This window comes from Paenibacillus sp. FSL R10-2778 (genome assembly GCF_038593035.1).
In the GTDB taxonomy this organism is placed as follows: Bacteria; Bacillota; Bacilli; order Paenibacillales; family Paenibacillaceae; genus Paenibacillus_AQ; species Paenibacillus_AQ odorifer.
The window spans coordinates 4,166,559-4,193,520 of record NZ_CP151956.1 but is presented as its reverse complement, the minus strand read 5'-3'; the positions used below and the strand labels follow the sequence as shown (position 1 = coordinate 4,193,520).

The following is a 26,962-nucleotide window of genomic DNA, read 5'->3' as shown; positions in this document are numbered from 1 at the left end:
CACCAAAGATTGTTTGTCTGTTATCATAAGATTAAGAGGATTGGACAGCTGTGGGATGATTTCTCTAAGGTAGGAGGACTGCATAATGAAGAGTATTCGGGTACTGCTCGCAGATGATGAACCGGTGATTTTGCGAGGCCTAAAAAAACTGATTTCATGGGAGAAGCTTGGACTCACCATTGTTGGAGAGGCCAGTGATGGAATTGAGCTGAAACAACAGATCGAGGATTGTGATCCTGATCTGATTATTAGTGATATAAGCATGCCAGGATATACAGGGATTGATATCATCCGCGAAATTCATGAAGCTGGCAGAGCGGTGAAGGTTATTTTTATAAGCGCTTATCAGGAGTTTACGTATGCCCGTCAAGCACTGCAATATGGTGCGCTGGATTATTTGGTGAAGCCCGTGAACAAAAATCAGCTGGAACAGGTTGTGAGCAAAGCCGTTTCCCTTATTCGTCAAGAAACAGAAGGCGAGCGCAACAAAGAGAAGCTGAACCATTATGAACAGAGAAACCGCAGATTAACGATCGAAGAATTGCTCGACAAGCTGACGGACGGCAATAAGGGAACAGCAGACACCTTGCTTGATATGGGAATTATTGCGTTAAGTCGCTACGTCAGTATTTGTTTGGTAGAGACGGACGAGTCGTCGGGGCAGCCTTCCAGATGGGAAGAACGAGAACGTAAGCTAATTGATTTTGCTCTGTCTAACATTATTAAAGAAACCGTGGAGCAAAGCGATAATAGCTATATGTTCCGCAAAGGGGAACGTTTTTGTATTCTGCTCCAGCATGAGCATGCTGAGGAACCAGCGAGAATTGCCTTAGACCTCCATGACAAAATTACAAGTTTTCTGAAATTAAAGGTGACCCTTGGGGTAGGCAATCCTGTTGACGGTATGGATGATGCTGATGAATCTTATCGTCAAGCTTTGAAAGCGCTAAATTATAAATATTTTACAGGGCCTAATCGTGTGATTCCTGTTAAAGAGAGCAGGTATGAGAGTGAATCATTGATTCAAGCTCCGCTGCATGAAATCCAGTCCGCCCTTGGGATTGCCATGAAATTACAACACAAAGAACAAATTGAGCAAGAGTGCCTGCGATTATTTCAGACGATCCGGCAGACGGCAGGCGGGAATAGAAACCAAGCCGTTTCTACCGTATACAATACATTCTTGCAGCTTGAACAGGAGCTTATTCAATTCGGTGTGGAGGCAGGTCCATCACTTCAGGATACAAATCCGATTCTTGAACGATTGGCTAATTATTCTACCTTCCAAGAGGTGGAGGAAGATTTCCGTGTGCTTTTGAGCAAAATGTCCGGGCAAATTGGCAGTCGCATAGGCAGTAAGGAACTGAAACAGCTATCCCAGGTGAAGGCTTATATTGAGGAGCATTATCCAGAAAATATTACACTGGAATCTATGGCAGGGATGATGTTTATGAATTCCTATTATTTCAGCAGCTTTTTCAAAAAACATACCGGACAGAACTTTAAGAATTATGTCACTGAGGTGAGGATGAATCATGCCCTTCGTTTATTGCTGCAAAGCGATATGATGGTTTATGAGATTGCTGATAGTGTAGGCTACAACAATGCCCGGCATTTTAGCGATATGTTTAAGAAGAAATATGGCAAGCTGCCACAAGAATATAAGCAATCCTTCAAAAGCCAATAGTCAGATGGATAGCAAAGGGGATGCCTTCATTCATGTTTATCTGGGGCCGAAGATCCAAAAGTATATTTGTTAAATTCTCCGCTTCCTTTTTATTAGTCGGCCTAATTCCGCTTTTTGCACTTAGCTACATTTCTGTGCAGACGTTTTCCGGATATGTCGAGCGTTACACAACAAGCAATTTGCAGCAAATGGTGCTATATATGAGCTATAACCTGAATTCAGCTTTTAATCAGTACAATGAGGTCTCTAAGCTGATGTATACGGGACGATATGAAGGTTTTATCGAGAGTTATTCTCAGAATCAAACCTATAATGTAAATGAGCTGGAGCAGATCAATACGATTCCTATTGAAACCTTTCTAAAAACAGTTCTCTACAGTGATTCCTACATCACCAGTGTTTATTTTCATAGGGAGTCAGACGATAAGCTCTACTATCAGGAAAAAGAAAACAGAGGGGTCAATTTTGATTTGCTGCCTTATCAAGAGTGGTTAACTAAAATGGCTCCAAATCCTTCACAAGTGGCAATTTTCCCTACCCATTCCGAAGAATATTATACAGGTTCAAAGCGCAGTGTGTTCACCATCGGCCGTACTTTAATTGATATTTCCGGGCGTGTCACCAAAGATCCCAAGATAGTAGGGACCTTGTTTATGGATGTGGATGTTTCGTTATTTAATCAGTTCTTCAGAGAATTAAATCTGGGGGGACAAGATGAATTATTCCTGCTGGATGGCGACGGAAATGTATATTTCACGAATGAGACAAGGTCGGCGAATGGAGAGGCTTTTCGGGCTAAAAAGGACGAGGAGATGATCGTTCTCAGTGAAGAGATTCCTTTTCTTAAAGGCACGGTGACTGCCAGAATTCATCGAGCGAATTTATTCGATCAGCTTTTTTCAGCACGTACGACGGTGTTTATAGCGATGTTTATTTGTGCGATTGCAATGATCATCATGGGCGTCTGGTTCTCTAGGCGGCTGGCTGCTCCGATTCGGAACTTAATTAAGCAAATGGCTATCGTAGAATCCGGTAATTTGGATACCCAGATGGTCGTGAACAGCAATGATGAAATGGGTAGACTTAGCCATGGTTTTAACCGAATGGTCGAGCGTTTACAAGCCTATATCGATGAAGCTTACGTTGCCCAGATCAAGCAGAAGCAAACGGAGTTAAATGCTCTGAAGAGTCAGATTCGTCCGCATTATTTATACAACACCCTGGAAGTCATTCGAATGAATGCGGTGGATAAAGATAATGATGAGGTCGCAGATATGATTTTATCACTCTCTAACCAGTTGAAATATGTAATCGACTATGGAGAGGATAGGGTAAGCATACGACAGGAGCTGGAGCATCTACGGGATTATTTCTATATTATCTCTGTGCGGTATGAGAATAAGTTTGAGCTTGTAGTCGATCTCTCACCCGAAGTGGATCTGAACTGGTACATTCTGAAATTGTCACTTCAGCCGTTAGTTGAAAATGCTATCCAGCATGGCTTGCGCAGTCAAGGCAGAGGGACAGTTGGATTGACGATCGAAAAGAAAGATGAAATGCTGTTGGTTACGATCTATGATGATGGAATCGGTATGAGCAAGGAAAAGGTACAGCAGTTGGCTGAAACCTTGGAAGAGCCTAGTTCGCCTAGCAAAAATGTTGGACTAAAAAATGTACATGAACGAATTCGTACAGTGTACGGTGCAGAATACGGGGTATCTATCAGCAGCCGGGAGCATATTGGGACATCAATTCTATTGTTGCTTCCGATTGTAGAGGATCCGTATAAAATCTCGGATTCGGAGAATGCGTAAAGGATAGACGATGAACGGAAGACTGCGGTCTTTCGTTCTTTTTTTACTTATTCTTAAATTCACCGCATATCCCGCTTAAAAAAGTTCATTCTAACTATTTATAAGGAATGCTATTCTATTAGCAACGGAAACGCTTTCGAGAGATGATGCGCACATCTTGCTTCAGTTTCCACGGTTCACTAAAAGGGGAGGTTATTATGATATGTACAAAAAAACAATGATGAAACTATCCGTATTGTTACTTGCCACAACAACAGTTTTGACTGCTTGCGGTGGAAATAATAATAATGCAGGAAGTAAGGCAACTAATACGCCAGCATCCGAGACGCCTTCAAATACACCGCAAGAGAACAAAAAAGAGGTTAGCTTTACGATAGGTTACGCCTCCGGAGATCCGGCCACCAAAAAAGCTATCTCAGATACGGTCAAAAAGTTTACTGCAGCTAATCCGAATGTCACTATTAAAGATTTGAGCGAAACTTCATCCGCTGCCTATCTTGACTGGCTGAAAACCAAGGATGCTGTGGGTGAATTCCCGGACCTGGTGGAAATGCGGGATACAGAAGTTTTTGCCGATGCGGGTAAGATTGTAGAGCTGCCTTCCGATCTGCTAGATTTGTTCGAAGCCCCTCCACAAGTGGATGGTAAGGTGTGGAACGCACCGCTGCAAGTGAACGCTCCCCAAGGGATTATCTACAGCAAAAAAGCATATGCGGATGCAGGGATCACCGAGCTTCCAAAAACCTATGACGAATTCATCGCCATCCAAGAAAAATTGAAAACATCGGGCATTACTCCGATTGTAGTAGGCGGAAAAGATATTTTCCATATGGGCTTCTGGGTTAACAAATTCCTGATTGATGAGGTCTACTCGAAAGATGCAGATTGGAACTCCAAACGTACCGCTAAAACGGTCAGCTTCACTGATGCTAATGTAGTTCAGGGCATAACGGACTTCAAAGAATTGTTCAAGAATTATGTCGATAAAGGTTGGCTCAGCACGGGCGACAATCAGACCGCTTCGATTCTTGTTTCTGGCAAAGCAGCACAATTGTACTCCGGTACGTGGATGTTTACACAAATCGCTGAAGCAGACCCGAACTTTGAATTTGGCTTCTATGCTCTTCCTGACCGTGAAGGGAAAATCAATGTCATTGGTCTTCCGTCACCAGCAGGCTGGTCTTTATCGGCTGAAGCCGCTAAGGATGCAGACAAAACAGAAGCCATCAAAGACTTTATCCGTTTCTTCTTCGCCCCAGAACAGTATTCGAACTATTTAGCAACGATAAATGCGATTCCTTCAACAAAAGAGAAAGTAACCTATGACACAAGTGAACAAATGCAGGTGGCTTTGGATCTTATTGCTGACCCGAATGTAGTGAAATCGTTGGCGATCAATAACTGGTGGGGAGACAATCTAATCCCTCCACAATTCCGTAACTGGTACTACAAGCTGTTGCAGGATCTCGTGGTAAAAGATGGAGATGTAGCGAAGTACATGAAAGATGCGGATACAGAGTATGACAACCAAGTGAAAGCTAATCAGATGTAAGAGCAGCGCCTGATCGAGCAACCTCTGCTGCTGCAGAGGTTCTCTTTTTAACAAGCGCGGTCTTTAAGGGAGGGAGAGTAGCCATGGCTACATCCGCAGTAAATGCTGACAAGTCATTGATAGGCACTGTGCAGCACAAAAAGAAAAAGAAAAAATGGCAGTCCTACGCTCTGTTGTTTATATTACCATCATTTATTTTGTACACCTTGTTCGTTATCGTCCCTACGGTAGGCAGTGTCTATTTAAGCTTCACCTCATGGGATGGCATTAGCGACAACGTAAGGTATATCGGCTTCGCTAACTTTGTGGAAATTTGGAATAGTCCAAGGGTGCATAACGCACTGAAAAATACGATGATCATGACCATTTCACTTGTTGTTCTAGAGAATATTGCAGCAATTGCAATGGCTATGATGGTCGATAAGGTACGCTGGTTCCGGAATTTATTCAGAAGTGTATTTTATTTCCCTACGTTGCTTAGTGGGATCGTAATGGGTTTCGTCTGGGCGATGATCCTGAATTACAACTTTGGTGTATTTAATCAGATTCTGGAGTCTGTTGGGCTTGGAACCTGGATTGTGGATTGGTTGGGCAACCCTAAATATGCGATGCTGTCGATTATTTTGTCTACCGTTTGGAAAGGCGCGGGGTATTATATGATCATTTATCTCGCTGGATTGCAAGGTATTCCGCAGGAATTGAATGAGGCGGCTAGTATTGATGGAGCAGGGGGCTGGCAACAGTTCCGGCATATTACCTTTCCGCTGCTTGCGGGGTCAATGACTGTATGTATGGTATTATCGATGATCAGTGCCTTGAAGATTTTTGATCAGATTGCCGTCATGACGGATGGTGGTCCGGGCTTTGAGACGGAGACATTAACTTATATTATTTATAAGGTTGGGTTTGGTGAATTAAGACAAGGTTTTGGTACTGCGCTGGCGATGGTCTTGTTCTTAATCATACTTATCATTACAGTCTTCCAAGTGAAGGTTCTCCAGAAGCGGGAGGTGCAGCTCTAAGATGACGATGCAGACACGCAAAAGAGTTGGGCAAATCGCACTTTTCATTGTTACATTATTAGTGGCTATTATCTTTTTCTTTCCTATTTTCTTTAATTTGATGTCAGCCTTCAAGAGTAATGCAGAGATTATGAAGGATGCCATTGCTTTTCCGAAAACCCTTTATCTGGACAGCTTTAAATATCTGTTAACCGAAACAGAGTTTCCACGGGCTATTCTGAATAGTCTGATTTTGACAGCATTTTCTATTGCGGCACAGGTCTTGATTATTCCGATGGCGGGCTACGCAATTGAACGCAGAAATGCCAGATGGACCCGGTTCATGTTCGTTTACTTTTTAGCAGGAATGATGATCCCTTTTCAGGCGTATATGATTCCTCTGTTTAAAGAGCTTAGAATGCTGGGGTTATACGGCAGCCTTGCCGGTCCAATTCTAATTTATGTAGCCGGTGCGGTGGGCTTTGGGTGCCTGCTGTATACAAGCTTTGTCAAAGGCATTCCTAGAGAAATTGAAGAAGCGGCAGAGATCGACGGATGTTCTCGTTATGCGATATTCTGGAAAATTGTTTTCCCGCTGCTAGGACCCGTCACAGCCAGTATGGTGGTCTTAAACGGACTTGGAATCTGGAATGATTTCCTGATGCCGATGCTGGTATTGCCTTCAGGACAGGCTAAAACTATGGTCGTGGAAATTTACCGTTATATCGGAGAATTCTCCTCACGTTGGGATATGATTTTTGCAGGAACAGCAATGTCGGTTGTGCCTGTGCTGATTGTGTTTATCGCCTTGCAGAAGTATTTTGTTAAGGGGATTGCGTCTGGTGCAACGAAGGGTTAATTCATAAAAAGGGATATATCCTGTAACCACTTAGTGGGCTGCGGGGTACATCCCTTTTTTTTGTATGCGTAACAATCACTAAAGCGTATTTGGATTCGCGGTTAAACGGCGGTAGCCCATTGGCGGGAGACCTGTCCAGCGTTTGAATTGCTTGCTGAAATGGGACACATCCCGGTATCCTAGCCGGTGGGCGACCGATTCGACAGATAGACTATTATCCATTAGCAGCAGTTTGGCGTGACGAATGATCAAGCGGGATAAATATTGTCTTGGCGACATGCCATAAATTTGGTGGAAAACACGATTGCAGTGAGTTGTACTGTATCCGAGTTTTGCCGCAATGTACTCAATACCGCCGCCTCTTTCGCCTGTGCTTGCAGCAGAGGAGACAGATTCTTGCAGCAATCCTTCGATGGCGTTAGCTAAGGCGACGGTATTTTCCGTAGCTTCTGTATCTGCCAGGAGGGGCATCTCCGAAAGTACCCAGCCGCTGAGCGCGGTTAGAAGTTGCAGCGAAGCATGCAATGTAATCAGGCGATTTCTGTGTGTGTCCTTTGACTCTGACAGGATGGAAGAATTTATGATGACATCTAGAGCGGAACGAATGGCTCGCAGCTCCGGGGTATTCCCACTTAGACTAACAGCGTCTGCTGTTAGCAAAGCTCGCCGTAAAATCAGATCATCAATATCAAAATGTAGGCAGTAATAAGTCATGTCACGACTAGCATTCGAACCGAGGCTGCTATGTTCTACACCGGGACGAATGAACAAAATATCACCGCTTTGCTGGATAAAAGATTTATTGCCGACCGTCATATGTTGCTCACCCTGCAGTACAACGTTAATCTCAAACATAGGATGAGTGTGTACGGGATATTGCCAATCCGGATTTACTTTTCTCCAATGCGCGGCGAAGATATGGAAAGCCGCTTGGATGTCTGGTGACATCTGGCCATCAATAGAATTATGAAAAGCGGGATCATTCGAGATCATTTCAATCCTCTTTTACTGTAAAGTTTGGCTTCATTATAACATAGGTTATTATCGATGTTTGATTTGCCCAAATAAAAGAAGGCTTTAACCCTGTTGTACTTCCGGAAAGATCGATAACATGGAGATATAGCCCGGAGGTATCCGGGACCATGCTGGAAGGAGTGTTATTATTTATGGCGCATAATCAATTTTTTAATGCCCATCATTCACCGATTGGTGCATTTGCGAGTTTCACTTTAGGATTCAAAGGAGCTAGTGGAGGTTTCGATCTGGAGATTGGAAAACCACCTAGACAAAATATATTCATAGGATTAGAACGTGCTGACGGGAAGGGATATGATACACTGCCATTTCATGAAATCGGGGGTGAGGACGAAAGCAAACGTTATGATATTGAGAATCCGGATCCTAATCCTGACAAGGAGAATATTCTGTTCCCTTTTCAAGAGAATAAGATTTCCAGAGATTTTCATGTAGCCACAGACAGCTGGAGTGCGGGTGATTTGACCTTCCGGATTCTGTCCCCCGTTCGTTCTGTACCGGATCCAGAAACTGCCTCTATAGAAGAAATGAAGGATGTGCTGCTGCCTGCAGTGCTGGTTGAACTCGAAGTGGACAACTCCTCATCCGCCACCTCGCGCCGTGCATTCTTTGGTTTTCAGGGAACAGATGTGTATAGCGGAATGAGAAGACTGGATGATGTATCATCGGAGATTACAGGCGTTGGCCAAGGAAGATTTATTGCGATTGCTGCGGAAAAAGGAACTGCAAAGTCCGCACTGCATTTCACGATGGAGGATATTCTAACGGAGGAGCTGCAGGAGAATTGGACCTTTGGACTGGGACGAGTCGGCGCTTTGATCATGGATGTTCCAGCCGGAGTAAAAGAAACTTACCGCTTTGCTATTTGTTTTCACCGTTCAGGTTATGTCACCTCAGGAATTGATGCTTCTTATTACTACAATCATTATTTCAACAATATAGAGGCAGTGGCTGAATATGCATTAGCTAGATTTGATATCCTTAAGCAAGAAGCGGAGCAAGCTAACGATAGATTTACTCATGATGACCTTTCCGCAGATCAAACCTTTATGTTAGCGCATGCGATTCGTAGTTATTATGGCTCCACGCAATTGCTGGACTACAAGAATAAGCCATTTTGGATCGTCAACGAAGGCGAATACCGGATGATGAATACCTTTGATCTTACCGTCGATCAGTTATTTTATGAGCTGCGTTTGAATTCTTGGACTGTACGTAATGAACTAGATATGTTCGTGGAAAGATTCAGCTACGAAGATACGGTGCGTTTCCCGGGTGATGATACAGAGTATCCAGGTGGAATTAGCTTCACACATGATATGGGTGTAGCCAACGTAGTTTCACGTCCGGGATATTCTGCTTATGAGGTCTATGGCATTGATGGTTGTTTCTCACATATGACACATGAACAATTGGTTAACTGGGTGCTGAGTGCAGCAACTTATGTAGAGCATACAGGCGACCGCGGCTGGATGGAACGTAATCTCAGTATTATGGAGAAATGCCTGGATAGCATGGTAAATCGCGATCATCCAGATCCTGAACAAAGAAATGGTGTCATGGGGCTTGATAGCTCACGTACGATGGGCGGAGCCGAAATTACTACGTATGACAGTCTGGATGTGTCTTTAGGTCAGGCTCGTAACAATATTTATCTGGCAGGAAAATGCTGGGCTGCTTACTTGGCTATGGAGAAAATATTTGCAGAGCATGGGCGTGCGGAACAGTCCAAAACAGCAGGGGATCAGGCTGAAAAATGCGCCGCAACAATGGTGGCAAGTGTTACAGCAGACGGGTATATTCCGGCTGTCATTGGAGAAGGCAATGACTCCAAGATCATTCCGGCTATCGAAGGCCTTGTGTTCCCTTACTTTACAGGCTGCAAAGAAGCTCTTGATCGTAATGGACGGTTCGCCGCCTATATTGGCGCACTCGACAAGCATCTGCATGCGGTGTTACAGCCGGGAGTATGCTTATTCGAAGACGGAGGCTGGAAAATCTCTTCAACCAGCAATAATAGCTGGCTCAGTAAAATCTATCTCTCCCAATTCATCTCCCGCAGCATTCTGGGACTGGAATGGGAGGAACGGGGAGCGGCAGCGGATCGTGCTCACGTAGCTTGGCTCACCCATCCGGAGCTTTCCATCTGGAGCTGGAGCGATCAGATTATTTCCGGTGAGATCACGGGCAGTAAATATTATCCGCGTGGCGTTACAGCGATTTTGTGGTTGGATGAGAAATAAGAGTAGATAGTTTCAATAAGTAGAAACGGAATATGCAAAAATACTAAGAGGGGGCTACCCCTCTTTTTTGCTGTTTCGAAGTATACACCTTTCGAAGCTGAGAGGAAATTAATATAGCTTTTACAGCTCATTGACGCGGAGCGTATATAGGCTTGTTATATTGAGGGGAAAAGGGGGATGAAATATGAGAGAAATGGAAGAATCGTCCTTTACCACTACCCAGCCTGTTCTTGCAAGCGATACTTTTGGTTGGGATAAGCTTCAGGTTTCACAATGGTATAGCCCGCAGCAAGCTTTCACCCCATCCCCGGAGTCAAAATATTTAATTGGGATTCACTGCACAGCCTACTACGAAAACTATTACACCATTCATATTACCCCTTGTAATGAGAGCCTTCTTTGTCCTTGGGGCAGAACCTCGCTCTATTTTTTGAAAATTGAAATTACACCAGCGGTCATCGAAGAGATTGCTCGTGAATCAGGTTATCTGAAGGAAGGACATATCCAATTGGACCGCAAATTTCATGTCAAGGATTCCAAGCTGCTGCAATTAGGGCTTTGGATGCTGGAGGAATTGCAGAATGGCGGTGCCAAAGGGAAAATATACAGCGACTCTTTATCGAATATGTTAATTATTCATTTGTTACAACACTATTCTTCTGTGATCCCCCAGCACTCAAACAGTAAAACGCCCGCCAACCAAGAGATATTTCAGGTCATTCAATTTATGCGTGAGCGGCTGGAAGATGAGATTCAACTGACTGATCTCGCAACCATGGCTAATATGAGCCAATCACATTTTATTCGGATTTTTAAACAACAGACAGGGTATACCCCCCATAACTATTTAATCCGGCTGCGAATCGAACGTTCTAAATTTCTTATTCGTTCCGGGAAAATTGGGTTGAAGGAAATTGCGTCTCAGGTGGGTTTCGCCGATCAAGGACATTTTACTAGATTGTTCAAACGAGAAACCGGCCTAACCCCAAAGCTGTATGCGAATCAAAGCACCTCCAAGCCTAATCATATGGTTTATTAATTTTATTCTTGTAAATGAGAGTTTTATTCAAGGAATGAAGTGTTTTGTTCAATTAGAGAGCTGCAGCCAGCTCCTATAATAAGGTTGAAGTAAGGCGTACAAATGCCGAACTACAACCTTATTAGGAGGAGAGAAAACATGAGATTAAAAAGATTATTCAGTCTGATTTGCGCGGGGGTACTTACGACCAGTTCTTTATCTTTAGTAGCATCTGCCACACCTGTCGGACCGGATAACCTAGTAAACACCGAGGTAGAGTCCAGCGCAGAGTCAACTTCAGCTTCTATGATCACTGCTGGATGGCATGAAGTATCCAAGCAAACCTTTTGGGTACTAGATGCTCTTGAAAGAGGACAAGGGGTGGCTACAGACGGGAATTCATGGATCTTTAATTCCTCGTATGGGCTCTTACGGACTGGACTTGATGGAAAATCCGTAAAAGCACGGAATGAATTGGCTATTCCACTGGAGATTGCCTCCCAAGGTGGAGACCATATTGGTGATATTTCCTACTATAACGGTAAAATATACGCTCCTATTGAAGACGGCAAAAACTATCAGCATCCTTACATCGCCCTTTATGATGTGAACACTTTGAAATATACAGGCACATCCTATGCTTTGCCGCTGAATTTGCATATTGGCGGTGTACCATGGGTAGCGGTGGATGCCGCTCGCGGTCAGGTTTATACAGCTCAGTGGAGTAATGCAAGCGTCTTGAATGTACTTAGCCTCGACGATATGCATGTAATCACAACCGTTCCACTTTCCCAAAGCATTGATCGAATTCAAGGTGCCGAAGTGTACAACGGGGTTCTATATGCCTCTACGGATAACGCGACCCAAACGGTTTACCAGATTGATCCGGAGACTGGAAACGTATCTGTGGCCTTTGATCGCAATCTGCCTAGTGGTACTGAAGCTCAGGGAATTGCTGTATTGCCCACCGCTGATGGTGCCCAGCTTCATATTCTTGATGTAGGCTCAAATCGTATTAGTGTGAACTTTCGCCATTATGCATTCTAATTCAAATCCAAGCGAAAAAGGGGCTAACAGAAATGCTAAAGCAATCCAAAATCATTCTGACGCTATTATCCGTTTCTATGCTGGCAGTAGCGGGCTGCGGCCAAGCAAATAATAGTACAGTTGAAGCCAAAGCGAAAACTAATAACGCTCAGCCTACAGCAATCGTAGCAACTCCTGAATCCACAGAGACTCCAGCCGCTAAACCGGTGGAGATTACCTTTTATTATCCGGTTAATGTGGGGGGGCCTCTTACTAAAGTAATCGATGGGATGGCTAATGCATTCATGGAACAGCACCCAGAGATTAAAGTTAATCCCGTGTACACAGGCAATTACGGTGATAATACCGTAAAAATCCAAGCGGGTGTACAAGCTAAGCAGCCACCGGATGTCGCGGTCATGATGTCAACAGAGCTATACAGCATGCTCGATATGAATGCGATTGTTCCGCTGGATGATTATATTGCGAAGGACAAGGACATTCAAATGGAAGACTTTTATCCCGCCTTTGTGGAGGATACTCAGTCTGAAAGTAAAACGTACAGCCTGCCCTTTCAGCGAAGCACGATTGTTATGTATTACAACAAAGAAATGTTCAAAGCCGCAGGACTTGATCCAGAGAAACCACCCACTACATGGGATGAGCTTGTAACTTATGCTAAGAAGCTGAACAAAGACGGTCACGTTGGGCTGGAAATTCCGGGCAATGATGATTCGTATTGGATGTTTCAAATGCTTGCTCGGCAAAATGCTTCTGATCCGAAGCAAAACATAATGTCTTCCGATGGCAAAAAAGCGATGTTTGATACACCGGAGAATGTGGAGGCATTGCAATTCTGGTTGGATTTGTCCCATAAATATAAGGCGATGCCGGAAGGTGTTATTGATTGGGCCACGGTTCCAACAGATTTCATTCAAGGTAAAACAGCCATGATGATGCATACAAGCGGCAACTTGACCAATGTAAAAAATAATGCAAAATTCGAATTCGGTGTAGCGTTCCCACCTGCACAAAAGCAATTTGGATCACCCACTGGTGGCGGCAATCTGTATATTTTCAAGGACACATCTCCTGAAAAACAAGCTGCAGCTTGGGAATTCGCCAAATACATGACGGCTTCGGAACAGGCGGCCCTCTTCAGCAGCTCATCCGGTTATGTTGGCGTAAGAAAATCCGCATATGATACAGATGCAATGAAGAAATATACGGCGGATTTCCCGCAAGCATTGGTTGCAAGAAACCAGCTGGAATATGCGTTCCGGGAATTATCCACTCATAATCATGGTAAAGTATCGACGGCAATAACAAATCAGATTCAAGCGGCATTGGCAGGAGAGATTGATGCCGCAGGTGCGCTCAAAAAAGCGCAAGCAGAAGCAGATCAGGCACTAGCTCCCTTCAATAAGTAATTATTAAGGTATGGGGTACGCCAGGACAGCCTTGGTAGCATGTTCTGGCGTCATTCCATTATTCAATAATCTTAGAAACCTTTAACAGGGAAGGATTGAATGGTATGAATGCCGGATGGAGTGAGAGGCTTAGACGAAACGGATTAAGCTGGGGACTTGTGTTGCCTTCGCTGCTCTTTCTTTGCTTGTTTACTTATTACCCTATGTTTAAATCCCTTTGGCTCAGCTTTTATGAGAAAAACTTAGCAACTCCTGAGCCTTTGTTCGTAGGATTTGAGAATTACGCTAATCTATTGCATGACCATGTTTTTTTGAAGGTGTTCAGTAACAATATATGGTTCGCCCTTGGTACAGTACCAACCTCAATAGTTTTGGCTTTCTTGATGGCACTGTTTGCCGACAAGGCGATAAAAGGGCGGGGACTGGCACGTCTTTCCTTTTTCTATCCGAATATGATCCCAATGATCGCGGTGGCGAACATTTGGTTGTTTCTGTATACCCCTCATTTTGGGCTTTTCGCCAGACTGGCTTCTTGGATCGCAGATCAGCCTGTGAATTTGCTGGGAACACCTGATACGGTGATGGGCGCATTAGTCATCATGATGATTTGGAAAGAAGCCGGATATTTTATGATTTTTTATTTAGCAGGAATGCAGCAGATTCCTAAGGATTTATATGAAGCGGCTGCAGTAAGCGGAGTCAGTACGTTCACTTCCATTCGTAGAATCACAATTCCACTCACGATGCCAACAACATTGTTCGTGGCTGTTGTGGCGATAACGAATTCCTTTAAGCTGGTTGACCATCTCTGGATTATGACAAAAGGCGGCCCGAACAATGCAAGCAACCTGCTGCTTTATTATATCTACGAGTCCACTTTTAATTTCTACGATCAAGGAATGGCCGCATCGATGACGGTGGTCATGATCGTGTTGCTGCTCCTGATTTCCTCTTTGCAGTTTTTTGGCTGGGATCGGAAAATTCATTATGAATAGGAGGTGGAATCCGTGGAGGATAATCCATTAAAGCTGCCCTTAGTATTAAGGCAGAATACACGTAAAGCTTTAGAAGAGGAGCGTATGTTGAACTCAGAAAAAACGAAGCGCCGAATCCAGCAGATACTGTGGCATGCGGCTGGATTTACTTTTGCCGCGGTCTGGATCATTCCCTTCCTATGGGTGGTCAGAACGGCTTTTTTACCCAAAGACGTCGCTATCGATTCGGGCTGGTCTTGGGGCTTTACGTTTGAGAATTTGATTCATGTCTGGAAAGGAGCGCCTTTTGGACGATTTTTAATGAATACATTGCTGGTGTGCGGTGTTGTGCTAGCTGTGCAACTCGTTACGATGACATTGGCTGCTTATGCGTTCGCACGGGTACGTTTCTTTGGAAAAGAGCTGCTATTCCTGTTGTTTTTGGTGCAAATTATGGTGCCGCCGGATGTTCTTATCTTTTCCAACTATCAAGTGTTGAACGAAATGGGTCTGCTGGATACCAAGCTGGGGATTATGCTGCCTTACTTTGCCTCCTCCTTTGGAGTGTTTCTCTTAAGACAATCCTTTAAGCAATTACCCTATGAGCTCGATGAAGCTGCCCGGGTGGAAGGCGCCTCACGGCTGCGTATTCTTTCCAGAATCTATGTTCCACTGTCACGCCCGATTTATGTGTCCTTTGCCATCGTGTCGGTCAGCTTTCATTGGAATGATTTCTTGTGGCCGTTAATTGTAACCAATTCAGAGGAAAATCGCTTGTTAACTGTAGGATTGGCGATGTTTGCAAAAACCACGGAATCAGGCGCACAGTGGTCTGATGTCTGCGCGGCTACGCTGATTGTCTCGGCACCCTTAATGATTGGATTTTTATTGTTCCAACGGCAAGTGATAGGTAGTTTTATGAGCTCTGGCATTAAAGGTTAGGAGGAGGCATTTATGAGGCTGGCGATTATCGGAGACTTACATTATCCGGACGAATTGTTAAACAACAAGGTTTTGATTAAAGAGGCACGAGATGCTTTTTACGGGCAATTTATGAATCTATTTTTGTCCATCCCAGCCGATTATCATATTTCTGTGGGAGATATGGTGCATGCAGGAGAATTTAGCGAATTTAATTATATCATGGGTAAGATTAAGGACAGCAAGCATTCCAGGCGTTTTCTACATGTTCTTGGCAATCATGATACGTACACTTATCCTAAGCAAGAAATCCTTTCCGTCACCCGGCAGCAGCGATACAGTGTGATTGAAGAGACCCATGCGATCATTATATTGCTGGATACCGCACGGGAAAATCGTGACGATTGGAGCGGAACGCTTGATGATGAACAGTTAGCCTGGCTCGAAGCACAAATGAAGCGGACTACAGATAAGCCACTATTCGTTTTTGGCCATCATCCCTTGTATAATACGACGGCTAGATCAACCGAACCGATGATGTCACTGGATCCCAGCTTGGATATTTGGCCGATATTGAAGCAGTGGCAAGGTGTGGGTTTTTATTTTAACGGCCATAATCATGTACATTCCATCGTTAGACAAGAAAACTGGCATTTCATTCAAACGGCCTCCATTCTGGATATTCCTGCTGCTCGAATTCTCACTGTGCTTGAAGATGAGATCCGGTTAGAGATGGTGAGTCTGGCGAGCGAGCAATTAAGTAAATGGTCTTCATTATTTACCCTCAGCATTTTTGATTATGAAAAATATCCGCAGGCTGAAGGGGAGGCGGGAGATCAGGAACTAATCATCAATCGACTTCAAAGGGACAGAAAGCAGGTGGACCAGCAATGAATCGCCAGCCAGTAAGATTAGCCATCGTAGGCGGGAATCGCGGGGCCAGTTTTATGAATGCACTATACTCTCTATCGGATCGGATACATCTGACCGCCACTTGTGACTTGAATGAGTGGGTTCTTAATCAATGGAAAGAGAAATTTCCGGACATCCGAACGTATCGGGATTATCATGAAATGTTAAAAGATTCGGCAATTGATGCGGTGTTTATCTTAAGCCCCATGCATTTGCATGCCAGACAATCTATGGATGCTTTAAAAGCGGGTAAGCATGTCCTAAGCGAAGTGATTTCGATCCAATCTTTAGAGGAAGCTTGGGAGCTTATCGAAACTGTTGAACAAACTGGACTTAAATATATGATGTCTGAAAATTACTGCTTCTCGCGCTCCAATCTGACGATTAAACATATGGCGGATCAAGGCATGTTCGGTGAAATTACTTATCTGGAAGGCGGATACATCCATGATTTACGTCACTTGACTCATCATCCGGATGGATCTCTGACTTGGCGGGGGCAATTACATCAGCAGTATAACGGGATCAATTATCCGACGCATTCTATAGGTCCAGTTGCCCAATGGATTAATCTCAATAAGCCTGATGGAGATCGATTAAAAAGCATCTCGACTTTTGTTTCTAAATCAAGATCCTTACAATATTATTTTGGAGAGCATTATGGAAAAGATCATCCGGCAGCGCGTGAAGGTTTCTGGCGGCAAGGCGACAGTGCGGTTGCGGTCATCCAAACGGAAAAGGGTGTACTGATTGAGCTGCGTGTAGATTGGAGCTCTGTACGACCTCATAATAAAACTCATTATTTGCTGCAAGGAACTGAAGGGGCGTATATTACGGGCCGCCATCAGCAAGAGGAAGATTTGATCTGGTTCAGGAATCTTTCGCCCAAAAATATAGCGGATGGAGAGGAATTGTGGGAGCCTTTAAGCAGCTATCAGCCACTTTATGATCATCCAACCTGGAAAAAATGGGGCGAATACGCTGCTGGGACGAAACATGGCGGAGGTGATTTTATGGTGCTTGAGGAATTCATTTCCGCGATTCAGGAGGATCGCACCCCTTCGGTGGACGTATATGATGCCGTTACTTGGAGCTCTGTGTTTACATTATCTATGGAATCTGTAGAGATGGGTGGGAAAGTTATAGCTTTTCCTGATTTTAGATCGAAGGTGAGAATTTGACGGTGGAACAGGCGCTTTCCAAACTTGTAATGAAAAAAGAAATGCTGTCCGACTTGCCTGCTTTTCATTGCCCCGCTGGGTATCGACTTACGTCCTTCCAGCCGGAGGACGAGCGAAATTGGGAGGATCTTATCCGTCATTCTTTTACGAGAGAAGTTAAATTTACTCATAAAATCAGTGCTCATGTACCCTTGTATTCGGATCGCTTGTTGTTCATTTGCCGCGGGAATCAGCCTGTAGCGACTGCTACGGCCTGGGAATTAGGCAGTGGAGACCCTAAGAGCTGGTACTTGCATATGGTTGGAGTGCTTCCGGAATATTCTGGCAAAGGACTCGGTTATGCTGTAAGTCTTGCTATTTTGCACAAAATAAGAGAATCAGGTGGAGCGGCAGCCTCTTTAGAGACCGATGATTTCAGACTGCCCGCCATCCGTATTTATTTGAAATTAGGATTTCAGCCGGTGTACTTAGACGATAGTCATCCTGGAAGGTGGGACCGAATCCTGCAAAGGCTTTGATTTTGACAATGATAAATGCTAGGAATTAGGGGGGGGCTATACGCCTCCTTATTTCATTCTTGCACCTACTGAAGGAGCTTGATTCAAGAATTAACTTGTCGTTAGGTTTAATTGCTGCTATAGTCATACTGACTTATTAAACGCGTTTAATAAGTCAGTATGACTATAGGTGAGAGAGTGGGAGAGCCATGGCGAGTGAGAAACGACTTCCTTCACAGCAAATGAAATCTGAAATTATCCGAAGTATTCGAACAGCATTATTAGAACTAGGAAAAGCAACGAAGGCAGAGTTAAGCCATAAATTGCAATACAGTTTCCCAACGATAAGTAAATTTCTAATGCAGATGGAAGAGGCAGGGGAAATAACGGTCAGCGGTCTGGATGAGTCAAGTGGGGGAAGAAGGGCAATAAGATACACCTATAATCCGAATTATCGGTTAGGGATGGCTGTTTTTTTGGAAAAAAATGAAACCAATTATACCATCTATAATTGCATTGGTGAGGTAATCAAAGAAGGGAGTTTGCCCAGTATTCTTGAGGAAGATGTTAGTAAACTGGTCATGCTTATTGAAGATGAAAAAAAGGCCAATCCTAAAATCCAATCTGTGGCTATTGGAGTTCCAGGTGCGGTGAATCATGGGCAGATTTTTCTGATTCCGGGTTATGAGAAATATCAGAATTTAGATTTGAAAAGACACATAGAAGATCAACTATCTATTCCGACAATCGTGGAAAATGATATGAATGCCGCTGTAATCGGCTATATGACGCAACAAAATTTGAAAGAGAATATATCTCTAATGTATCTGTATTTAGGGAAAAATGGTCCGGGGGCTGGGATCGCGGTCAATGGTGAAATCGTGCGAGGAAAGACGTTCTTTTCAGGAGAAGTTCAATTTTTGCCACAGTATGATCATAAAAATTTCATAGAGGCATTAACTGGTGATCCTGTTGGACAAAGTATGCAATCGAATCATAGTGTGGATGCGATTAGTCGATTAGTGGCTACTATGACTTCTATTTTGAATCCGCATTATATTATTTTTTGTGAGGATGAATTAGCTCCAGCCATGCTTAATCAAATCTATGAACGGAGTGCAATATACGTTCCGAAGGAGCATCTTCCAGCGTTAGCGGTAAGTAACTTGAAACGTGATTATTTGAATGGATTACAAAGTCTTGGATTAGGCTTATTAGTTTCACAACAAATAGATGAGAACAATTAAGGAGATAACTATGGCAACTTTTTTTCTTATTATTATTTATTTAGCATTTATTAGTTTAGGCTTGCCGGATTCATTGCTTGGCTCCGCTTGGCCAGTGATGAGAATGGACTTAAATGCTTCATTAGGTACTGCTGGAATTCTTTCGATGGTTATTGCAGTAGGGACAATTGTGTCCAGTTTAATGAGTGGTGTTATCCTTAAACGTTTTGGTACAGGGAAAGTGACTCTTATTAGCTGTATCATGACTGCTGTAGCGTTGCTTGGTTTTGCAGGGTCACCTTCGTTAGTCTGGTTAATTATTGCTGCAATTCCACTTGGTTTAGGTGCGGGATCTGTAGATGCCGGATTAAATAGTTATGTGGCTACGCATTATAAAGCCCATCATATGAGTTGGTTACACTGTTTCTGGGGAGTGGGCGCCACGCTGGGTCCTATTATTATGGGCTCTTTTATCTCTGGAGAAGGTCTATGGCGGCAAGGTTATCTTACGGTTGCTTACATACAATTGAGCTTAGTCATTATTCTATTCGTTACACTGCCTTTATGGGATAGAGTGGCTGGGAGCAACAACCACCCGAATGCTGAAAGTGATCCTGAGTTCAACCATCCGGAGCTAGAGCATGCCGCAGAGAACACAAAACCATGGAAATTAAGAGGGGTAAAGCTAGCAATGTTAACCTTTTTATTTTATTCTGCCATCGAAACGAGTATGGGCTTATGGGGGAGCAGCTTTCTTGTAAACATTAAAGACATTCCTGCATCAACTGCAGCGACATGGGTATCATTTTTTTATCTAGGGATTACCTTTGGTAGAATGGTGACGGGTTTCATTACTTTTAAAATGAGTAATAAACAGCTAATTCGATATGGCCAGCTCATTGCTTTAATCGGTACGGTACTGTTAGTATTGCCGCTTCCAACTATAGTTTCACTTGTAGGATTTATGATTATAGGTTTAGGGTTAGCCCCTATTTTTCCGTGTATGCTACATGAAACCCCTGTACGATTCGGGAAGAAACATGCTCAGTCGATTATGGGCTTTCAGATGGCAACAGCTTATACCGGCACCACGCTGATGCCGCCTTTTATCGGCTTATTAGCTTCGAAATTCACGCTGGGTATTTTTCCTGCGATGATCGTTTTTTTCGCCATCGTTATGCTCTTGTGTACAGAAAAGCTAAATCAATACTCAGCAAAAGTAAATGTCGGTTAAATTTGAATTGAATATATTACGGACTAACCCTTCATATATATAGCTATAGGAGGGGGGAGCTGTAAATGTGGTTGTTAATTATTATAGGTGTTGGATGTCTCTCCGGTTTTATATTGTTTAGAAAGAATATATTGGCCGCCGATCCCGAACATTTTCAAGGACCGGAGAAATTGTCCATCATCATCCCCGCAAGAAATGAAGAATACAATTTGCGTTTTCTGCTCGACTCACTCCAGCTCCAAACCATTGCCCCCTATGAAATTATTGTTGTGGATGATTTCTCGGAGGATCGGACCAAGAAAATTGCCGAAAGCTATGGAGTTAAGGTTATTGCCAACAGCAGTCTCCCTGAGGGATGGACGGGCAAGAGCTGGGCAGTCTGGAATGGATATTTACAAGCCTCGGGCGATATTTTTGCTTTTCTGGATGCAGATATCCGGTTAAAGCCTAACGCTCTGGCCTCATTATTAAAAGCAAGGGAGCTATCGAAAGGTGTCATTTCGGTAGTTCCTTTTCATCATACAGAAAAGCTGTTTGAGAAACTTGCCTTAATCATGAATATGCTGGGGATCTTCACATTCACCTCTGTTTTTGAAAAGAATAACGCTAAAAAAGGATTATACGGTTCGTGTATTCTAGCTTTAAGGCAGGATTATGAAAAAGTTAATGGCCATCAAAGTATTAGATCTGAAGTGCTGGATGATTTGTCTTTAGGAGAGAAGTTTATCGCTGCAGGTGTTCCCATTAGAAATTTTATCGGTTATGGCTTAGTATCTTTTCGTATGTATCCGAAGGGGATAAAAAGTGAGATTGAAGGCTTCAGTAAAGGGGCTGTCTTAAGCACCTCAACGTTAAGCCCGCGGACAATTATTCCAATCGCGCTTTGGGTGATCGGACTCATCATCTCAGAAACTGTGTTTATTTTTGCGAATACTTCATGGTTTATGCCTTTATTGATCGGTTATCTCCTTTATATGTTCCAACTCTTTTATTTTATAAAATATGTAGGTGTATTTGGCATCGTTATTCCTGTATTTCACGTGGTGGCAACTCTATTCTTTATCTTGATTATGCTTTATTCGATATATCAGGTCGTTTTTCTGAGGCATGTAAGCTGGAAAGGAAGGCAGATCCAGGTGGGAGGCCCTAGGGACTAATGATCATATTGTGGGTCGCGGGTTTATTTTTGTCGGGATCTCTTATGTTTTCCTATTGGCTTGGTCTTGCGCGTAAAAAGAACTTGAAAGACATTGGCGACGGTAATCCGGGGGCATTGAATCTATGGAAGTCATCTGGCTATAAATTAGGAATTTTTGGGGTGTTGTTGGATTTTTTAAAAGGATATTTGCCTCTTTTATGGGTAATGGAAAGTCATTATAGTCAGAGTTATTTCATTATTCCGCTAGCCTTAGCTCCTATTGCCGGTCATGCCTTCTCTCCATTTCTTAAAGGAAAAGGAGGGAAGGCGATTGCCGTAACCTTTGGGGTATGGAGCGCGTTGACAGGATTCAAGGCCTCTTTAGCGTTAGCAGTTATCCTGGCAGTGTTGAAAGTGCTCGGCAGCGGATACAAAAGCAGAGGAAATTCACCTGTCTCGGATGGTGTGCAAGTGGTTAGCGGAATGCTGCTCCTTTGTGTTTATTTGTGCATCAGTAAGTGGTCTGCTCTTATCCTGTGGGTATGGTTTGGGAGCTTTGTGATCCTTATGTATACGCACAGGTTAGAATGGATTGCATGGGTGAAGGAATATTCAAAAAGGGAGCGGGGGCATTGAAGTTACTTTCTTTGTCGCGATAGATGTTTTGTATAGGTTAATAAACAGGTTTCCAGCGATTAATTTCGGGGAAGCCTGTTTTTTTCGGTTTTATAAGATGCGTTATCTTTAAACAGAAGATTTTATAATGGCTAAAGTTGGTGTATTTTAGTATCTTTAATTATAAATGCTTTCAATTTAGAAAGTTACAGAGATAGGGCTATGAACTAAAGGGGGGCTTGTGATGAAGATCGGCGGCAGATTAAGAAATGGAGGCACATGGTTTACCCATCTGATTTTTTCATTCACATTATTAGCCGTTGTTTTAATCGGACTTGTGGGCAGTTATCTGTATGTTCAGGCTAATCGCTTAATGGTGGATGAGATTGCCAGAGACAGTAAGCAACGACTGATGACTTCAAGTGATTTTGTGGAGAATACGCTGCTGCAAAAATACGAAAACAGTATCCGCAACCGAGCAGTGTCTACCTTGTCGTTAGAAAATCAATCTATGCTGAATTATTTACTGGATAGTGAATGGGAAGGCAATACGAGCAGAATATTAGCTTTTCGCAAGGATCTCGAAATTTTCAAGCTTACTAATGAAGGCGTTTACAAAATATCTACATACTTCGAGAAAGGAAATTATATCATCGATAACAGCCAATTTTATTCGAAGCTGGACAATTCTCCAGATGCTTCCTTCTTGAAAACTTCAGTGACACCAGCCTTAAACCGCTGGACATATAGAACGTTATCGGATGAAGAAGAGGTGTTGACTTACGCAATCGCCCTTCCCTATGGTGCTTTATCAAAAACATCAACAGGCACCATGTACATTGACGTTAGCTTAGAATACATCAATAAAATGATTTCCAGCACGATGAGCTCGCCGATGGAAAAGCTATATGCTTTTGATGAAAAGGGCAGCCCTATTATCCATACGGGCTCGAACGTCGAAGAGGGGCTTAAGACTGCTAAGCAATGGATGGAGTCAGCAGGGAATAATAAGGAAATTCATTATAATAAACGCGACAAATATGTGTTGTCTTTTAAAAATGACCAAACCTCGAATAATCAATGGAAATACGTATTAATACGGCCTATGAATTCATTTGTATCCTCATCAAAGCAGCTGAAGAGCCAAATATTTGTCAGCTGTATCCTGGTATTGTTAATTGGGCTTCTATTCGCATATTTGATTTCCAAACGTGTATATGTTCCGATGAAGAAGCTTGTTAACAATGTTCGCAGCTTTTATCATCCAGGCACCGTAAACTATTCGCAAAATGAATTCGCTATTATTGGTAGTACAATCTCAAAGCTAGGTCGAAAAATCGAAACCTTAGAATCTAAAGCTAAAGTGAATGAACTAAAAAATCTGGTATTAGGTGCAGGCGTTGGCTCGGATTATTACGATTATTTACCTTTGCAATGTCATTACATGACTAGCTATATTCGTATAACTAAGGGAGATTGCGAGGAATTCAGGGCTTTTTATGAACAGCATGCTGCCTATAGCTTTTATAAATTTATCAGCTTAAATACCCAGGAAGCGGCGCTTATCTATTTCAGTGAGTTGAATAAGGATCACGAAGAGCTGGAGCTTCTATTATTGAAGGAACTGGAGCTTATAAAAAATGTGTTGCCTGAGCAACTACACTTTGGAGCAGCGCTTGGATCGAAGGTTCAGGCACCTGAAGAAATACCCTTTTCGTATCAAAATGCCTTACATGCCTATCGATATCGGTTTATCTATGGTTCGGAAGCTATTGCGCGGTATTCACATATCCCGCTTAACGATGTTACGCCACACTTATTCTCTTTTGATCTTTATAAAAATGCCTTAAAGGCGGGCAATGACGTTACGATGAACAGGTTTATGGACGATTTCCAAAGGGTCATGGAGAAAGGTGATGTCCAATTGGAGACAGTTGAGTTAGGCCTGCTTCAGTTGGTTACGGTCCTGTATCAGACCATTATTGAGCTTGATCTGCAACAAATCGTTTCGCCTTCCAGTCTGTTCGATGAGTTCAAAAAGGAGACGTTGGCCGAAACCCTTGATTCCATTCGTGATTTATCGGCACAAATTACAGCTTATATTCAAGAGTCAGGAAATCACGCACATACAGAGATCATTCATAAATTAAAAATCTTTATCGATGATAATATTCAAGAGGATTTATCGCTAAATAAATTATCTGAGGTTGCTTCGTTGGCGCCATCGTATATTTCTACCTTGTTCGGAACCGTTATGAATGAATCGTTCACTGAATATGTAACCCGAGTGCGGTTGGAGAAGGCGGCTGATTTATTAAGAGAAAAAAAGCAGCTGTCCGTGGCTGAGATTTCTGCTCAGGTGGGTTATCGTAACCCGCAATATTTTCACAACAAATTCAAAACACGTTACGGAGTTACACCGGTCCAGTATAGGAACGCAGGCAATGCAAACCATTCGAACCATTCAAGTGCATAATTCTCCAATCCATGTGGAAAAGGCAATCGTCTCGCGATTGTCTTTTCTTTTGTTCGAAAAATTATAGCCCCAATACGAAGATAATTTACTGATTTTAATGAATTTACAATAGAAAAAGCGCTTACAATGCCCTAACGTAAGGGGTGTTCAGACACAGTCTTAACGCAAAATCGTATTCGGAAGGAGAAAACAACTATGAACCCGGCAAGCACTGCTGGCATTCAAAAACAGGGAGAGAATCTTAAGCCGAAAGTCTCGAGGTGGACACATACTTGGCGCCAATACAAAAAAAACAAATATTTATTCTTATTACTAGCTCCCGTGATCATCTGGTATACCGTATTTGCTTATGGCCCGATGTATGGCATTCAACTGGCTTTTAAAGATTATTTTATTCGTGATGGAATTTGGGGAAGTCCTTGGGTCGGCTTAAAGCATTTCGAATATTTGTTCACAGCTTCACCCGACTTTTTGAAAATCATTAAGAACACGCTTATTATCAGTTTTTACCATATCATTTTTGGTTTTCCTGCACCGATCATATTGGCTCTGTTATTTAACGAACTTAGGTTTTCCTTCTTCAAGAAGGTTGCACAGACGATATCCTATTTACCCCATTTCTTATCCTGGATCGTTATTGGGGGGATATTGATCGCTTTGTTATCTCCGAATTCCGGTGTGGTCAATTATATTATTCAGTGGCTCGGCTTTGATCCCATTTACTTTTTAGGCAGCGAGAAATATTTCCGCTTTACGCTCGTTATGTCAGGGATATGGAAGGAAATCGGCTGGGGAACGATTATATACTTAGCAGCATTAGCAAGCATCGATTCCCAAATGTACGAAGCTGCAGTTCTGGACGGAGCCAATCGCTGGAAACAAACGTTATTTATCACCATTCCTTCGATCCTGCCGGTGATTGCTATTCTGCTTATTCTTCGGGTAGGGAGTGTGCTGGATGCTGGCTTCGATCAAGTCTTAACACTTTATTCACCAGCTGTATATGGGGTGGCGGATACGTTAGATACTTATGTGTACCGGATAGGTCTGCAAAACTTTCAGTTCAGTCTAACGACGGCTGTTGGATTATTTAAAAATGTGGTGGGTCTTATCCTGGTGTTATTTGCTAACTTCATAACGAAAAAAATGGGGCAGGAAGGTCTTTATTAATGAATGAATGTAAGGAAGGAGTAACTACAATTGAAGCTATCCACTGGTGAAAAAGTATTCCAAGTCTTTCTAATCCTATTTGTAATCATTCTTTGTATTACGATGATTTATCCCTTCTTGCATGTGCTTTCTATATCGTTTAGCACCCCTGCGGAAGCACTACGGCCGGGAATTCATTTCTATCCCAAAGAAGTTTCCTTCTTTGCTTGGAAGCGTGTACTGACAACAGATACGGTCTGGCAAACGATGGGGAATACGGTTTTCCGCACAGTTGTAGGAACAGTTCTGACACTCGTGTTTCTGTCACTGGGAGCATATCCGCTATCTCGTAAATATTTGCCGCACCGGGGATTTTATACAATGTTCATTGTCGTAACGATGTTTTTTGGCGGCGGGCTTATCCCTACCTATCTGCTAATCAAAAGTCTGGGACTTATAAATTCGTTATGGGTTTATATTGTCCCCGGCCTGCTCAGCACGTTTAATCTTCTGCTCCTGCGAAATTTCTTTATGGGTATACCGGAGGAACTGGAGGATTCAGCTAAAATAGATGGGGCTAATGATATGCGGATCTTATTTACGATTGTTATTCCGCTGTCGAAGCCTGTTCTAGCAACATTAGCCCTATGGACTGCAGTAGGGCACTGGAACGCTTGGTTTGATGCAATGTTGTATATGCAGGATCAATCAAAGATTGTACTGCAGCTTTTCTTAAGACGGCTTGTTATTTCAGCCGAAGGAGATCCGATGTTACCACTTCCTACCAATGAGCAGGCTCCTGAAATGGTCAAAGCGGCTATTATTATGTTTACAGCGCTGCCTATATTAATGATCTATCCATTCCTGCAACGTTTCTTCGTCAAAGGAATTATGGTTGGATCACTTAAGGGTTAGAAGGCTTAGAACGGTTTAAACAGTCCGCTATATCCGCGGGCTGTCTAAATATATAGATG

General features: G+C 43.0%; 22 protein-coding genes. 21 read left to right on the top strand and 1 reads right to left on the bottom strand.

The features are described 5' to 3' along the window. The first annotated feature begins 85 nt into the window (after positions 1-85). The 5 genes from NST40_RS18875 (at position 86) to NST40_RS18855 (ending at position 6,913) form a co-directional block, all read left to right on the top strand. A complete protein-coding gene (locus tag NST40_RS18875) occupies positions 86-1,687 on the top strand; it encodes a response regulator (RefSeq protein ID WP_342409893.1) in 1,602 nt (533 codons plus the stop codon). Between the two features lie 32 nt (positions 1,688-1,719). Continuing rightward, complete coding sequence (locus NST40_RS18870; protein ID WP_076217821.1) at positions 1,720-3,501, top strand: sensor histidine kinase; 1,782 nt, start codon at positions 1,720-1,722, stop codon at positions 3,499-3,501. 202 nt (positions 3,502-3,703) lie between these two features. Next, positions 3,704-5,053: an extracellular solute-binding protein gene (locus NST40_RS18865; RefSeq protein ID WP_076129833.1), complete on the top strand. Its 1,350-nt coding sequence runs from the start codon at positions 3,704-3,706 to the stop codon at positions 5,051-5,053. An 83-nt stretch (positions 5,054-5,136) separates the two neighbouring features. Further along, complete coding sequence (locus NST40_RS18860; RefSeq protein ID WP_076129834.1) at positions 5,137-6,075, top strand: sugar ABC transporter permease; 939 nt, start codon at positions 5,137-5,139, stop codon at positions 6,073-6,075. A 1-nt stretch (position 6,076) separates the two neighbouring features. Continuing rightward, positions 6,077-6,913 carry a carbohydrate ABC transporter permease gene (locus NST40_RS18855; RefSeq protein WP_175619013.1) on the top strand — a complete coding sequence of 279 codons (837 nt, stop codon included), beginning with the start codon at positions 6,077-6,079 and terminating at the stop codon, positions 6,911-6,913. Between the two features lie 78 nt (positions 6,914-6,991). Here NST40_RS18855 and NST40_RS18850 read toward each other — a convergent pair whose 3' ends face one another. Then, a complete protein-coding gene (locus NST40_RS18850; RefSeq protein ID WP_076277792.1) occupies positions 6,992-7,906 on the bottom strand; it encodes a helix-turn-helix domain-containing protein in 915 nt (304 codons plus the stop codon). Between the two features lie 173 nt (positions 7,907-8,079). Between NST40_RS18850 and NST40_RS18845 the strand changes: the two genes are divergently transcribed. The 16 genes from NST40_RS18845 to NST40_RS18770 all read left to right on the top strand — a co-directional run bounded on the left by NST40_RS18845 (position 8,080) and on the right by NST40_RS18770 (position 26,903). After that, a complete protein-coding gene (locus NST40_RS18845) occupies positions 8,080-10,191 on the top strand; it encodes a glycoside hydrolase family 52 protein (RefSeq protein ID WP_342409892.1) in 2,112 nt (703 codons plus the stop codon). A 184-nt stretch (positions 10,192-10,375) separates the two neighbouring features. Continuing rightward, on the top strand, positions 10,376-11,230 hold the full coding sequence (locus tag NST40_RS18840) for an AraC family transcriptional regulator (protein WP_342409891.1): 855 nt from the start codon (positions 10,376-10,378) through the stop codon (positions 11,228-11,230). Between the two features lie 138 nt (positions 11,231-11,368). Beyond that, positions 11,369-12,256, top strand: a complete 888-nt coding sequence (locus NST40_RS18835) for a hypothetical protein (RefSeq protein ID WP_340033241.1) — start codon at positions 11,369-11,371, stop codon at positions 12,254-12,256. Between the two features lie 32 nt (positions 12,257-12,288). Then, complete coding sequence (locus NST40_RS18830; RefSeq protein WP_076277789.1) at positions 12,289-13,665, top strand: ABC transporter substrate-binding protein; 1,377 nt, start codon at positions 12,289-12,291, stop codon at positions 13,663-13,665. A gap of 104 nt (positions 13,666-13,769) precedes the next feature. Beyond that, positions 13,770-14,660 (top strand): sugar ABC transporter permease, encoded by an 891-nt coding sequence (locus NST40_RS18825; RefSeq protein WP_342409890.1) that lies wholly within the window; start codon positions 13,770-13,772, stop codon positions 14,658-14,660. A gap of 12 nt (positions 14,661-14,672) precedes the next feature. After that, complete coding sequence (locus NST40_RS18820; RefSeq protein ID WP_342409889.1) at positions 14,673-15,581, top strand: carbohydrate ABC transporter permease; 909 nt, start codon at positions 14,673-14,675, stop codon at positions 15,579-15,581. A gap of 12 nt (positions 15,582-15,593) precedes the next feature. Beyond that, positions 15,594-16,454: a metallophosphoesterase gene (locus NST40_RS18815; RefSeq protein WP_342409888.1), complete on the top strand. Its 861-nt coding sequence runs from the start codon at positions 15,594-15,596 to the stop codon at positions 16,452-16,454. Beyond that, positions 16,451-17,653, top strand: coding sequence for a Gfo/Idh/MocA family oxidoreductase (locus tag NST40_RS18810; RefSeq protein ID WP_076281640.1), 1,203 nt, complete (start codon positions 16,451-16,453; stop codon positions 17,651-17,653). The genes NST40_RS18815 and NST40_RS18810 overlap by 4 nt, the downstream gene beginning before the upstream one ends. Before the next feature lie 2 nt (positions 17,654-17,655). Further along, positions 17,656-18,171, top strand: coding sequence for a GNAT family N-acetyltransferase (locus NST40_RS18805; RefSeq protein WP_342410912.1), 516 nt, complete (start codon positions 17,656-17,658; stop codon positions 18,169-18,171). 188 nt (positions 18,172-18,359) lie between these two features. Continuing rightward, positions 18,360-19,397 (top strand): ROK family protein, encoded by a 1,038-nt coding sequence (locus tag NST40_RS18800; protein WP_342409887.1) that lies wholly within the window; start codon positions 18,360-18,362, stop codon positions 19,395-19,397. A gap of 10 nt (positions 19,398-19,407) precedes the next feature. After that, the gene (locus tag NST40_RS18795; RefSeq protein ID WP_076129845.1) at positions 19,408-20,610 is read left to right on the top strand and encodes an MFS transporter; all 1,203 of its coding nucleotides are present in this window, start codon (positions 19,408-19,410) and stop codon (positions 20,608-20,610) included. A gap of 65 nt (positions 20,611-20,675) precedes the next feature. Continuing rightward, on the top strand, positions 20,676-21,767 hold the full coding sequence (locus NST40_RS18790) for a glycosyltransferase family 2 protein (protein ID WP_076281643.1): 1,092 nt from the start codon (positions 20,676-20,678) through the stop codon (positions 21,765-21,767). Next, the gene (locus tag NST40_RS18785) at positions 21,767-22,384 is read left to right on the top strand and encodes a glycerol-3-phosphate acyltransferase (protein WP_342409886.1); all 618 of its coding nucleotides are present in this window, start codon (positions 21,767-21,769) and stop codon (positions 22,382-22,384) included. The genes NST40_RS18790 and NST40_RS18785 overlap by 1 nt, the downstream gene beginning before the upstream one ends. 223 nt (positions 22,385-22,607) lie before the next feature. Then, positions 22,608-24,839, top strand: coding sequence for a helix-turn-helix domain-containing protein (locus NST40_RS18780; protein ID WP_076277782.1), 2,232 nt, complete (start codon positions 22,608-22,610; stop codon positions 24,837-24,839). A 195-nt stretch (positions 24,840-25,034) separates the two neighbouring features. Continuing rightward, complete coding sequence (locus NST40_RS18775; RefSeq protein ID WP_076217808.1) at positions 25,035-26,009, top strand: ABC transporter permease subunit; 975 nt, start codon at positions 25,035-25,037, stop codon at positions 26,007-26,009. Positions 26,010-26,039: 30 nt separating this feature from the next. Beyond that, complete coding sequence (locus NST40_RS18770) at positions 26,040-26,903, top strand: carbohydrate ABC transporter permease (RefSeq protein WP_076129850.1); 864 nt, start codon at positions 26,040-26,042, stop codon at positions 26,901-26,903. The last annotated feature ends 59 nt before the right edge of the window (positions 26,904-26,962 follow it).